This window comes from Solibacillus cecembensis (genome assembly GCF_050272495.1).
Taxonomy (GTDB): Bacteria; Bacillota; Bacilli; order Bacillales_A; family Planococcaceae; genus Solibacillus; species Solibacillus cecembensis.
The window spans coordinates 1-13,673 of sequence record NZ_JBNNMF010000044.1 but is presented as its reverse complement, the minus strand read 5'-3'; the positions used below and the strand labels follow the sequence as shown (position 1 = coordinate 13,673).

Here is a 13,673-nt window from a genome sequence, read left to right as displayed (position 1 = left end):
TAAAAAAACACCCCCTAGTTGAATTTTAGGTATCTAAACCCGAATTCAATCGAAGATGCTTTTTTTATTTGTCTATATTTTTGGGGTCAGTCCCTTTTGATTGAGTTCAAAATAGCTTTTTTTTAATTTAAGCGAATTTATATAAGGAATTTTGTCATCTAATTTATGCTGAAGAAAGTTTAAGTTTAAGTTTACTTTTCCACATGCATTGGAAATATTAGAAATGCGGCTTTGATATACATAAATAAGGGGATTTCTACAAAAATTTAGAATTAGCAGGGAAATTTTTTTGTAAGGTAGAATTAAAAAACGAAGGAGTGAAAGATGTTGGACAAATTTGAGCAAATCTTTACTGAAATAGAACGACCATTTGCATGGCTTGATCTCGATGCGCTAGAGCAAAATATCGCATTTGTGAATGAAGCGTGTGGACAAAAGAAAATCCGCATCGCGACCAAATCTATCCGCTCTGCTCCGATGCTGAACTATATTTCAAAGCGAATCCATCATTTCGCAGGTTTTATGACATTTACAGCGAGCGAAACGTTATTTTTACTCGAACAAGACTTGGATGAATTTCTAATCGGCTACCCAGTATACGAAAAACAGTCGATTACGCGTCTTGCGGAGTGGGTGAAAAGCGGGAAATCGATTACGTTTATGGTTGACGCGATGGAACAAGCTGCTTTATTAAATACTATTGCACAATCAGAAGGAATTTTATTTGAAATTTGCATTGATGTCAATGTCTCAACAGATTTTCAAGTGCTGTATTTTGGATCGAAACGTTCACCCATTGCAAATTTTCAGGCTTTAAAAGAACTGACAGATCAATTACAAGCATATGAATCGCTTATCGTTAGTGGTGTTATGGGCTACGATGCGCAAATTGCGGGTGTGGCGGATCAATCCTCACAGTTATTAGGCTTACAAACAACACTCATCCGAACATTAAAAAAGCAAGCAAAAAAGAAAGTAACGGCCTTTCGTCAATTCGCTGTAGCCCATGTAAAAAGCTTATATGATGTAAAATTTGTCAACGCTGGTGGTTCAGGTAGTATGCAATTTACAGCACAGCAGCAAGAAGTGACGGAAATTACAGTAGGTTCTGCATTTTTTGCGCCGGCGTTATTTGATCGTTATGATAGCTTAACATTAGCACCGGCAGCTGGTTTTGCGCTTCGTGTTACACGCCAGTTTGCACCGAATATTGTCGTTTGTCATGGTGGAGGCTATATTGCGTCAGGCGCGGTAGGTAAAGACCGTCTGCCAACCTTTATGGAAGCAGATTGTTTTGAATTTCTCCCACTAGAAGGTGCTGGGGAAGTACAAACACCCGTTGTGGTCAAGAAAGGCACGGTAAGCATTGGGGATACGCTCTATTTGCGTCATGCAAAAGCTGGGGAGCTATGTGAGCGATTTCAAGTACTACATGCAGTAAAAGATGGCAGATACTTTGGACAAATTCAAACCTATCGGGGGGATGGACAATGTTTTCTATAAAAAAATGGCGCAATGGAGCAAAATGGACGAATTGGTCAGGAAATTATTTATCGTATCCAAGTCAATTTTATGCGCCACAATCGATTGAAGAAGTTTGTACGATTGTTCAGGAACACACATTTTCGAAAAGAACAATTCGTGTAACAGGTGCTGCGCATTCATTTAGCCCAGTTGCCATGCCGGAGCAATCCGCATTGACATTACATAATTTACGAGGGCTCATTCATGTGGACAAAGCGGCACAAACCGCGACTTTTTATGCAGGTACTTACTTGCATGAAGTTGGACCGATTTTAGCGGAATATGGATTAGCACTTATTAATATGGGGGATATTCAATATCAAACATTAGCTGGAGCCATTTCGACGGGGACGCACGGAACAGGGATTACGCTCGGTTCGTTCTCTTCAATGGTGAAACGTTGGGGTATTGTGACAGGTGAGGGGGAGTATATCGAGCATGAGCGCGGACCTGACGCGTTGTCAGAGGCATTGCATGTGTCGCTGGGCCTAATAGGTATCCTCGTAACCGTTACAATTCATGTCATGCCGATGTATAGCTTACAATATACATCGGAAAGAAGTGATTTCCAAACAGAGGTAAATCATTTTCAGCAAACGATTCGCGAAAACCGTAATGTCGAATGGTTTTACTTCCCAGGAAGCGATCAAATCCAAGTGAAAAAGATGAAACAAGTGGAACCGATTGCCCAACCAAAATTTCAAAAGATGGTGGATCGCACGAAGCTACAAGTTGTTGAGAACGGTGCGTTTTTTGTTGCATCGGAAATTTGTAAGTGGAAGCCGTCACTTAGTATACCGATTAGTAAATTATGCGCGGTTGCGGTTGGACGAGAGCAACGCACGGATATTAGCTATGAAGTTTACCCATCTCCGCGTAGCGTAAAGTTTGTAGAAACAGAATATGCGATTCCTGTAGATCAGTTTGAAGCGTGTATAGAAGAAGTGAATTCAGTATTTGCACGTCAGCAATTCGATGTTCATTTCCCAATTGAATGTCGTACTACCGCTGGAGAAACGGGCTATTTAAGTCCGACTCAAGAAGTGGAAAGTGCATTTCTGGCGTTCCATATGTATAAAGGGATGGATGAATCGAGCTATTTTGCTTGGGTACATGACATGATGAGAAAATACAATGGGCGACCACATTGGGGAAAAATGAATAAATATCATCGCGATAATATTGAAAGCTATTACCCGAATGCGGAAAAATTCAATGAACAGCGCCGAATGTATGACCCGCATGATATTTTTTTAACATCGTATTTTAGAAATATTTTCAAATAGAAGAGTAAGAGATGAAGAGAAGGGAACATTCCGAGCAATCGGAAGCCCTTCTCTTTTTGAGTGGAAAAAAGGATACACTCAGCTTAAATAAATTAATTGTTGAGAAAAAACAAATAATTCAATTTTCCGTAATAAAGTATTTTACGAGCAAAAAACGCCCAGTTTCCACGATGAAAGCGATTTCAAAAGGTTTAAAAATTTTGAATTGTTTAAATAATTCAAAAAATAGTGTTGACGACCACCATTCATTCGTACTATGATTACAACAATTTACTACACCACTTCAATTATTCCGCTACAAGATCACAGCTTGAAAGAATCATTGAAAAGGGTGCACGTTAGAAGTTCAAGGTAGACAGAAGGACTAACGATGTTATTAAAAGATGATCGATAGAAAGTCGTAATCATCTTAATTTCTAATAAATATATTCGTATATACATGAACTTTAAGTAAATGCAATACGTTGAGGGGCGTTTAGTAAATGAGAAGCGATATGATTAAATTAGGGGTTGACCGAGCTCCACACCGTAGTCTTTTATATGCTACGGGAAAAGTGAAGGCGAAAGATTTAGAGAAGCCATTCATCGGTGTTTGTAACTCTTATATTGATATTATTCCAGGACATGTTCATTTACGCGAATTCGCAGACGTTGTGAAGGAAGCCATTATTGAAGCAGGCGGTATTCCATTTGAGTTTAATACGATCGGTGTTGACGATGGAATCGCGATGGGACATATTGGCATGCGTTATTCCTTACCATCACGTGAAATTATTGCAGACTCTGCTGAAACGGTTATTAATGCCCACTGGTTTGACGGTGTTTTCTACATTCCAAACTGTGACAAAATCACACCAGGCATGTTAATGGCAGCAGTACGCACGAACGTTCCATCTGTGTTTGTATCAGGAGGCCCGATGGAGGCAGGTACATCGGCAAGTGGGAAGCAATTGTCACTGACGAGTGTATTTGAAGGAGTCGGTGCTCATAAAGCAGGTACGATGACTGCTGAAGAGTTACTAGATATTGAAAACAATGCGTGTCCAACATGTGGTTCTTGTTCAGGAATGTTCACGGCCAACTCGATGAACTGTTTAATGGAGATGCTTGGTGTAGCACTTCCAGGTAACGGAACAATCGTCGCGACAAGTGCAGAGCGTCACCAACTTATTAAAGACGCAGCAAAACATTTAGTTCGCATGATTAAAGAGGACGTGAAACCTCGTGACATTATTACAAAAGAAGCGATTGATGATGCATTCGCGTTAGATATGGCAATGGGTGGTTCAACAAATACAGTGCTACATACACTTGCCATCGCTAGAGAAGCAGAAATTGACTATAACATTGAAGAGATTAATAAAGTAGCAGAGCGCGTACCATATATCGCGAAAATTATGCCAGCATCTGATATTTCGATGGATGATATTAATAAAGCAGGTGGCGTGCAAGCGATAATAAATGAGTTAACAAAAATTCCAGGTGCCATTCATCCAGATCGTCCGACAATTACGGGCTTATCGATGCGTGAGCTTGTGAAAGATTACCATATTACAAACGAAAATGTCATTCGCACGAAAGATAATCCATATAGTCCTGTTGGCGGTTTGTCTGTTTTATTCGGCAATATTGCTCCAGAAGGCTCGGTAATTAAAGTAGGCGCGGTGGATCCGTCGATTAAAGTATTTACTGGTGAAGCCATTGTCTTTGGCTCTCAAGAAGATGCTCAAGCAGCCATTGATAACGGTGAAGTACGAGAAGGGCATGTTGTTGTCATTCGTTACGAAGGGCCAAAAGGTGGTCCGGGAATGCCGGAAATGCTTGCGCCAACGTCAGCAATTCAAGGGCGCGGGTTAGGTACAAAGGTTGCGTTAATTACAGATGGTCGCTTTAGTGGTGCATCACGCGGAATTTCTATCGGTCATATTTCACCAGAAGCAGCAGAAGGCGGTCCAATCGCTTTAGTTGAAAATGGCGATATTATCGAAATTGATTTACCAGCACGTACGATCCACTTACAAGTTTCCGATGAAGTATTAGCGGAACGTCGTACAAAATTACCAGTATTTGAACCAAAAATTAAGCGCGGCTGGTTAGCTCGTTACTCAGCATTAGTAACGAATGCTTCTCAAGGCGGCGTCATGAAAATCTAAACATGAAAAATGAATAAAGTTAAAACGTTGATGAGGTTAAAGGTTACAGAGCATTGTATTTACCAGAGAGCCGGCAGTGGTGGAAGCCGGCGATACAACTGTATCCGACATCCCCTCGGAGTGAGCTATTAAACGCATTTTGCCATTAGATAGCTCCGGGCACATTCGAAGTGCTCGTTATTAATGAATCGTCCGCTAGATTTTATTGCATTTTTAGCATGAGCTAAAGTAAATATCTAGTATTCGCACGATTCAAGAGGTAGCACGGTCAATAAATGACTTTTCACGCGCAATGTGAAATGTTGTTTATTGCTGCTACAAACGAGGGTGGTACCATGAAAAGTCTTTTTCATCCCTACGCAACAGGTTTTCTTTTGCGTGTGGATAAAAGGCTTTTTATTTTGTCTTGATCTTGAAAAAGGAAGGGGAATTCATATATGAGTGCAAATGTTTCAATCAATCAAGAAATCGAAAGTACTGAAGAAGCGCAACAAGTAAAAAAACCGAGAGATGGTGCAGACATTTTAGTACAGTCTCTCCATGATCAAGGTGTTGATATAATTTTTGGTTACCCAGGAGGTGCTGTATTACAAATTTATGATGCGCTGTACCGCAATCCGATTCGACACATTTTAACAAGACATGAGCAAGGGGCAATTCACGCAGCAGAAGGCTATGCACGTGTAACAAATCAGCCGGGTGTCGTAATTGCGACGTCAGGACCAGGTGCGACGAACTTAGTAACAGGAATTGCCGATGCGATGATTGATTCGATTCCATTAGTTATTTTCACAGGGCAAGTGGCGACTTCTGTTATTGGTACAGACGCATTCCAAGAAGCGGATATTATCGGTATTACAACACCGATTACAAAACACAATTATCAAGTGCAAGATGTGGCGGATATTCCACGAATCATAAAAGAGGCATTTCATATTGCGAATACAGGTCGTAAAGGTCCGGTATTAATAGATTTCCCGAAAAATATTTCTCAAACGATTTTCCAGGAAGATGAAATTAAAACACCGGATGAAATTTATTTACCAGGTTATCAGCCAACGACTAAGCCAAATTACTTACAAATTCAAAAGGCGATTCAAGCATTATCATTAGCGAAAAAACCGCTTGTGCTTGCTGGAGCGGGTGTATTATTTGCGGATGCACGCGAACAATTGACTGAATTCATTGAAAAGTATAATTTACCAGTCGTGAATACATTGCTTGGTTTAGGAAGCATTCACGGGGATCACGAGCAATTTTTCGGCATGGCAGGGATGCACGGTTACGCAACGGCCAATGACGCCATTACAAAATGTGATCTGTTACTGAATATTGGCGCACGCTTTGATGACCGCTTAACTGGTAACTTAGCAACGTTTGCACCGAATGCAACGATTATCCATATCGACATTGATCCAGCGGAAATTGGTAAAAATGTTCCAACAGATATCCCAATTGTGGGAGATGCGAAGGAAGCATTGTACGCGTTATTGAAAAAAGACTTTACGATGACAGATACATCTGAATGGATGACGTATTTAGATGAAAGTCGCAAAGCGTATCCATTATGGTACACAAAAGCAGGTGAAGAAATTTTACCGCAACAAGCACTTGAAATCATTCACAAATTAACAGAAGGTGATGCCATTGTTACAACGGACGTTGGCCAGCATCAAATGTGGACTGCACAATATTACCGTTTAAACAATGATCATGGTTGGGTAACTTCAGGTGGATTAGGCACAATGGGCTTCGGTTTCCCAGCAGCAATTGGCGCACAATTTGCTCGTCCAGATAAGAAAGTTATTTCGATTGTCGGCGATGCAGGTTTCCAAATGACTAATCAGGAACTGGCGCTGTTAAAAGAGTTTAACTTACCAGTAAAAGTCATCATTTTAAACAACAGCTGTTTAGGAATGGTTCGTCAATGGCAGGAAACATTTTACGAGGAACGTTATTCACAATCGTTAATGCCAATTCAGCCTGATTTCGTGAAGTTAGCTGATGCGTATGGCGTTAAAGGCTATCGCATTGACAAGTTATCAGAAGCAGAAGCCATTTTTGCAGAAGCCATTTTATCAGATGAACCCGTTGTGATTGATTGCCGAGTGAAGCAATTAGAAAATGTCAATCCAATGGTTGCACCAGGTAAAGGGTTACATGAAATGATTGGAGTGAAAAAGCCATGAAACGTGTTATTAACGTAACTGTAATCAATCAAAGTGGCGTGTTGAATCGTGTTACAGGTTTATTAATGAAACGTCAATTTAATATTGAGTCGATTACTGTTGGCCATTCAGAGCAACCAAACTTCTCGAAAATGACGTTTGTCGTAAATGTAGAAGATGAGAGTAAAATTGAACAATTAATTAAGCAATTATCAAAACAAATTGATGTGCTAAAGGTCAATGACATTACAGAAAAAGCAATCGTTCTGCGTGAGTTGGCGTTAGTAAAGGTTGTATCACCACCGAACTTACGACTTGAAATGAATTCTATTGTAGAGCCATTCCGCCCGCAAGTTGTCGACACAGCAAAAAATGTTGTGACGTATGAAGTAGTCGGACATCCAGAAAAAATTGATGCCTTTATCGAATTAATTCGTCCTTATGGCATTAAAGAATTAACACGTACAGGCGCAACAGCAGCCGTTCGTGAAACGCAAAAAGTAGAAGGTCCGCAATTATCCATTTTAAAATAACAAGCGAGATTCCTTAGGGTGGAGGATGTCATCTGAAGCCCTAATTTCTAAAAAAAACTAACTTACACTAATTGGAGGAAACAAAAATGTCAAAAATGTATTATGAAAACGAAATTAACGAGCAAATTCTAAAAGGTAAAAAAATCGCTATTATTGGGTACGGTTCACAAGGTCATGCACATGCACTTAACTTAAAAGAGTCAGGTTTTGATGTAGTTGTTGGGATCCGTCCAGGTAAATCATATGATGCAGCAAAAGAAGATGGCGTAGAAGTAATGACAGTTGCAGCAGCAGCAGCAGCAGCAGATGTTATCCAAATTTTACTTCCTGATGAGCGTCAAAAAGCAGTTTATGAAGCAGAAATCGCTCCACATTTAACACCAGGTAAAGCACTAATGTTTGCCCATGGTTTTAACGTTCACTTTGATCAAATTCAACCACCTGCTGACGTAGACGTGTTCTTAGTAGCTCCAAAAGGCCCAGGTCACTTAGTTCGTCGTCAATTTACAGAAGGTGCAGGCGTACCAGGATTATTCGCAATTCACCAAGATGCAACAGGTTCAGCACGTGATATCGCACTTGCATACGGTAAAGGAATTGGTTCTGCACGTGGTGGTTTACTTGAAACTACATTCGCTGAAGAAACAGTAACAGACCTTTTCGGTGAGCAAGCTGTACTTTGCGGTGGTACTACAGAACTAGTGAAAGCTGGTTTCGAAACATTAGTAGAAGCAGGCTACCAACCAGAACTTGCTTACTTTGAAACATTACACGAATTAAAATTAATCGTTGACCTAATGTTTGAAGGTGGTATGGCAACAATGCGCTACTCAATTTCAGATACAGCTGAGTGGGGTGACTATGTTTCAGGTCCACGCATTATCGACGCATCTGTTAAAGCACGCATGAAAGAAGTACTAACAGACATTCAAGACGGTACATTCGCAAAACGTTGGATCGCAGAAAACGAAACAGGTCGTCCAGAATATACAAAATTCAAAGAGGCGGGCGCTAACCACCAAATCGAGGAAGTTGGGGCAAAATTACGTGCGATGATGCCATTCATTAACCAAGGAAAACAAAAGGTTACTGTACAATAATGATGAGAAAAATTGATATTTTCGATACAACTTTGCGCGATGGCGAGCAATCAGCCGGTATTAACTTAAATACAGCTGAAAAAATCGAAATCGCAAAACAACTAGAGCGTTTAGGTGTGACAATTATCGAGGCGGGATTCCCTGCCTCATCTCCTGGTGATTTTGATGCGGTCAATCGCATTGCCAGCACAGTAAAAAATTCGATCGTAACGGGTCTTGCACGCTGTATCCAAAAAGATATTGATACGACATGGGAAGCACTTAAAGTAGCCGAACAGCCGCATATTCATATTTTCTTGGCAACGAGCCCGATTCATATGGAATACAAGCTGAAAAAATCACCTGAGCAAGTTATAGAGCAAGCTGTTGAAGCGGTAAAATACGCGAAAAAGTTATTCCCACTTGTGCAATGGTCAGCAGAGGATGCTTTCCGGTCAGATCGCGAATTTTTGGTGAAAATTATCGGTGAAGTCATTTCTGCTGGTGCGACTACGGTGAATATCCCAGATACAGTAGGCTATGCATCACCAAATGAATATGGTGAGTTATTCAAATATTTACGTGAAAATGCGCGCGGTGCAGACAACGTAAAATTTTCTGCCCATTGTCATGATGATTTAGGCATGGCAGTTGCCAATTCGATTGCAGCTATTCAAAACGGTGCAGATCAAGTGGAATGTACGATTAACGGAATCGGCGAACGTGCAGGAAATGCCGCATTAGAAGAAATCGGTGTTGCAATGCATATCCGTAAAGATTTATACCAAGTCGAAACAGGCTTAAAATTAAAAGAAATTAAACGCACATCACAATTGGTGAGCCGTTTAACGAATGTTGTCATCCAACCGAATAAAGCGATTGTCGGGAAAAATGCATTCGCGCATGAATCAGGCATTCACCAAGATGGCGTATTAAAAAATCCTGAAACGTATGAAATTATCTCACCTGCATTAGTAGGGGAAGATGAAGTCGCTTTAGTTTTAGGGAAACACTCAGGCCGTGCCGCATTCCGTGACCGCGCACAAACAATGGGCTTTGAATTATCTGATGAAAAGCTGAATAAAGCATTCGCAGAGTTCAAAAAGCTAGCGGATCGCAAAAAGGAAATTACAGAAGAAGATTTAACGACAATCTTAACAGAACAGCAAGTTTCGATTGAAGATGTGGCATTATTTGAACTGAAAAGTGTTCAAGTGCAGTATGGTACAGAAAATATCCCTACAGCGACAGCATCTGTTGTTACGCCTGAGGGAGACATTAAAACACTTGCTGCAACGGGTTCTGGTTCAGTGGAAGCTATTTTCAATACACTGGAACTGCTTGTTAATGGCAAGGTCAACATTTTAGATTACCGTGTAAAATCTGTTGGCAAAGGGCGCGATGCCTTAGGAGAAGCGGTTGTTAACTTAAAATACAATGGCTACACTTCAACAGGTCGTGACTCAGCACAAGACGTATTAGAGGCATCAGCAAAAGCTTATTTAAATGCCATTAACCGTCAACTCATTCAACAAAAAGTAAGAGAAGAACAATTACAGGTTCAATAAATAAATAAATAAATAAATAATGAGCGCCATCAAGCGAATGGGTTTGGTGGCGTTTGTATACAAGCGATAGAGCGAAGAAAGAAGGGTGTTTTCAAATGGAAAAGAAAATTACAGTACTGCCTGGTGACGGCATCGGTCCAGAAGTTGTTGCAAGCGCAGTTAAAGTATTACGAGTAATTGGGAAGCGATTCAATCATACATTTAATTTAGATTATGCGTTGATTGGAGGCGCAGCAATCGATCAAAATCAAAATCCACTACCAGACGAAACGATTGCAAAATGTGAAGCAAGTGATGCTATTTTATTAGGTGCAGTAGGCGGACCAAAATGGGATAATAACTCACCAGAATTGCGTCCGGAAAAGGGCTTATTAAAAATCCGCAAGCATTTTGATTTATTTGCTAATTTACGTCCAGTAAAAGCTTTCCCAAGTTTACTCGCTTCTTCTCCATTAAAACGTGAAGTCGCGGAAAATGTAGACTTAATGATCGTTCGTGAATTAACAGGAGGCTTATACTTCGGTGAACCGCGTTATAAAACAGATATGGGTGCTGTTGATACATGTGTGTATTCCCGCATGGAAATCGAGCGCATCGTGGACAACGCGTTTGAGCTAGCAAGACTACGTCGTGGCAAACTTTGCTCTGTAGATAAAGCCAATGTTTTAGATACATCACGTTTATGGCGTGAAATTGTGGAAGAGAAGAAAAAGCAATACCCAGATGTAGAAACAGAACATAATTTAGTCGATTCAGTCGCGATGAAGCTTATTACGAATCCAGGTCATTATGATGTGGTTGTAACGGAAAACTTATTCGGCGATATTTTAAGTGACGAAGCATCTGTTATTACAGGCTCTCTAGGGGTACTTCCTTCTGCATCCATTCGCGGTGATAATTTTGGACTATATGAGCCCGTACACGGTTCAGCACCTGAAATTGCTGGGCAAGGCATTGCAAACCCAGCAGCAACAATTCTTTCTGTAGCAATGATGCTGCAATATTCATTTGGTTTAAAAGAAGAAGCGGCTGAAATTGAACGTGCCGTAAGCGCTGTTTTTGAAGATGGTCATTATACTGCAGACCTTGCACAAGAAGGATCGCGTGTTCTTTCAACAGATGAATGGACAGAAAAAGTACTTAACGAAATCGACGCAAGCTTTGTTTCAGATAGCATTATGATTTCATATAATTAAGGATCGGTGAAAAACTATGGGGAAAAATATAATTGAAAAAGTATGGGAGCAACATGTCGTACATCGTGAAGCAGGAAAGCCAGATTTACTGTACATCGACCTCCATTTAATTCATGAAGTAACAAGTCCGCAAGCGTTTGAGGGACTGCGCCTTGCAGGACGAAAAGTGCGTCGTACAGATTTATGTTTTGCAACGATGGATCATAATGTACCGACGAAAAACTTACCGACGATTAATGATCCCATTGCGAAAAAGCAAATTATGACACTAGCAGAAAATGCCGTAGAATTTGGCATTGAACTTGCTGATATTGGTCATCCGGATCAAGGGATTGTCCATGTCATTGGTCCAGAACTTGGTTTAACACAGCCAGGTAAAACGATTGTGTGCGGCGACTCTCATACGGCGACACATGGTGCATTTGGTGCCATTGCCTTTGGGATTGGTACATCTGAGGTTGAACATGTATTATCGACACAAACATTATGGCAAATTAAGCCGCCAACGATGGAAATCCGTGTAAATGGCGATTTAGGCATCGGTGTAACGGCAAAAGATGTCATTTTAGCGATTATTGCAAAATGGGGAATCGGCATTGGCACAGGCCATATCGTGGAATATACAGGAGAAGCCATCCGTAAGTTATCGATGGAAGACCGTATGACCATTTGTAATATGTCGATTGAAGCAGGGGCAAAGGCAGGCTTAATTTCTCCAGACGAAACGACAGTAGAATTTTTACGTGGTCGTCGTCATGTGCCACAGGGCGAACAATTTGAAGAGGCAGCAAAATATTGGCTAAGTCTTGCATCAGATACAGATGCAACATATGATGTGGTGCTTGAAATTGATGCAGCAGGCATCGAGCCAATCGTTACATGGGGAACAAATCCGGCTATGGGTGTTGGCGTATCAAAAACCGTGCCAACAGCTGCTGATTATGATAATGAAGCGGACAAATCTGCTTTAGATAAAGCACTAGAGTATATGGATTTACAAGCAGGTCAGAAAATTACCGACATCGAAATCCAACACGTTTTCATCGGCTCTTGCACAAATTCTCGTATCACCGATTTACGTGCAGCGGCTGAAATTGTCGAAGGTCACACAATTGCAGCTGGTGTCACGGGCATCGTTGTACCTGGTTCATGGTCGACAAAAGCGCAGGCTGAAAAAGAAGGATTACATAAAATCTTCTTAGCAGCTGGCTTTGAATGGCGTGAATCGGGATGCTCTGCTTGCTTAGGAATGAATGAAGATGTAATTCCATCAGGTGAACGCTGTGCTTCTACGTCGAACCGTAACTTCGAAGGACGACAAGGTGCGGGTGCGCGAACACATTTAGTATCACCAGCAATGGCGGCAGCAGCGGCAATTCATGGTCGTTTTGTAGACGTACGTCAATTACAAAAGCAAGAAGCGTAAGGGGAGAATATTTATGGAACCAATTAATATCGTCAATAGCGTATATGCGCCACTTGATCGTAAAAATGTCGACACCGACCAAATCATTTCAAAAGAATTTTTAAAGCGCATTGAACGCACAGGCTTTGGCCAATATGTCTTTTATCACTGGCGTTTTGATAAAGAGGGCAATACGGTAGAGGATTTTGTATTAAATAAACCGCAATATAACGGCGCAGAAATAATTGTCGCACAAGATAATTTTGGCTGTGGTTCATCACGTGAGCATGCACCGTGGGCTATTTTAGACTATGGATTCCGCGTAGTCATTGCACCAAGCTTTGCCGATATTTTCTACAATAACTGCTTCAAAAATGGGATTCTTCCTATTAAATTAACTGAAGCCGAGTGTGATGAATTGTTAGAAAAAGGGCTAGCAGAAGCGCAAGCCATTGAAGTGAATTTAGAGGCGCAAACGGTAACAACAGGCTACGGTCAAACGTATGCATTCCCAATAGATCCGTATTACAAAGAAATGCTATTAAACGGCTGGGATGAAATTTCGTTAACGATTAAGTATGAAGATCAGATTGCTGCTTATGAGAAAAATCGGATTGCGTATTAAAACGTGTTAGCTTGAACTGAAAAAACACCTTGACCCATGAGTTGGGACTGACCCCCGTATATAAGACAGAGGTCAAAAAAGCATTTATCCAACCAGTTGTCGGTATTGAACCGGCGACTGGTTGTTTAATTTCGCT

The 13,673-nt window shown here is 40.9% G+C and carries 10 protein-coding genes; all 10 read left to right on the top strand.

The annotated features are described in order from the left end of the window. Positions 1-324 precede the first annotated feature (324 nt). The 10 genes from ACQKIH_RS21740 to leuD all read left to right on the top strand — a co-directional run bounded on the left by ACQKIH_RS21740 (position 325) and on the right by leuD (position 13,537). Positions 325-1,503: an alanine racemase gene (locus ACQKIH_RS21740; protein ID WP_427768872.1), complete on the top strand. Its 1,179-nt coding sequence runs from the start codon at positions 325-327 to the stop codon at positions 1,501-1,503. Continuing rightward, on the top strand, positions 1,491-2,810 hold the full coding sequence (locus tag ACQKIH_RS21735; protein ID WP_427768870.1) for a D-arabinono-1,4-lactone oxidase: 1,320 nt from the start codon (positions 1,491-1,493) through the stop codon (positions 2,808-2,810). The genes ACQKIH_RS21740 and ACQKIH_RS21735 overlap by 13 nt, the downstream gene beginning before the upstream one ends. Before the next feature lie 482 nt (positions 2,811-3,292). Further along, entirely contained in the window at positions 3,293-4,963 is a 1,671-nt protein-coding gene (gene ilvD / locus ACQKIH_RS21730; protein ID WP_427768868.1) for a dihydroxy-acid dehydratase, read from the top strand. A 437-nt stretch (positions 4,964-5,400) separates the two neighbouring features. Continuing rightward, entirely contained in the window at positions 5,401-7,152 is a 1,752-nt protein-coding gene (ilvB, locus tag ACQKIH_RS21725; protein ID WP_427768865.1) for a biosynthetic-type acetolactate synthase large subunit, read from the top strand. Then, on the top strand, positions 7,149-7,664 hold the full coding sequence (ilvN, locus tag ACQKIH_RS21720; RefSeq protein WP_057983183.1) for an acetolactate synthase small subunit: 516 nt from the start codon (positions 7,149-7,151) through the stop codon (positions 7,662-7,664). Before ilvB ends, ilvN begins: the two co-directional genes overlap by 4 nt. Before the next feature lie 86 nt (positions 7,665-7,750). After that, positions 7,751-8,764, top strand: a complete 1,014-nt coding sequence (gene ilvC / locus ACQKIH_RS21715) for a ketol-acid reductoisomerase (RefSeq protein ID WP_427768863.1) — start codon at positions 7,751-7,753, stop codon at positions 8,762-8,764. Positions 8,765-8,766: 2 nt separating this feature from the next. Further along, positions 8,767-10,311, top strand: a complete 1,545-nt coding sequence (locus ACQKIH_RS21710) for a 2-isopropylmalate synthase (protein ID WP_427768874.1) — start codon at positions 8,767-8,769, stop codon at positions 10,309-10,311. Between the two features lie 95 nt (positions 10,312-10,406). Further along, a complete protein-coding gene (leuB, locus tag ACQKIH_RS21705) occupies positions 10,407-11,507 on the top strand; it encodes a 3-isopropylmalate dehydrogenase (RefSeq protein WP_427768862.1) in 1,101 nt (366 codons plus the stop codon). A gap of 16 nt (positions 11,508-11,523) precedes the next feature. After that, on the top strand, positions 11,524-12,933 hold the full coding sequence (gene leuC / locus ACQKIH_RS21700) for a 3-isopropylmalate dehydratase large subunit (protein WP_427768861.1): 1,410 nt from the start codon (positions 11,524-11,526) through the stop codon (positions 12,931-12,933). Between the two features lie 13 nt (positions 12,934-12,946). Beyond that, a complete protein-coding gene (leuD, locus tag ACQKIH_RS21695; protein ID WP_427768859.1) occupies positions 12,947-13,537 on the top strand; it encodes a 3-isopropylmalate dehydratase small subunit in 591 nt (196 codons plus the stop codon). Positions 13,538-13,673: the final 136 nt, after the last annotated feature.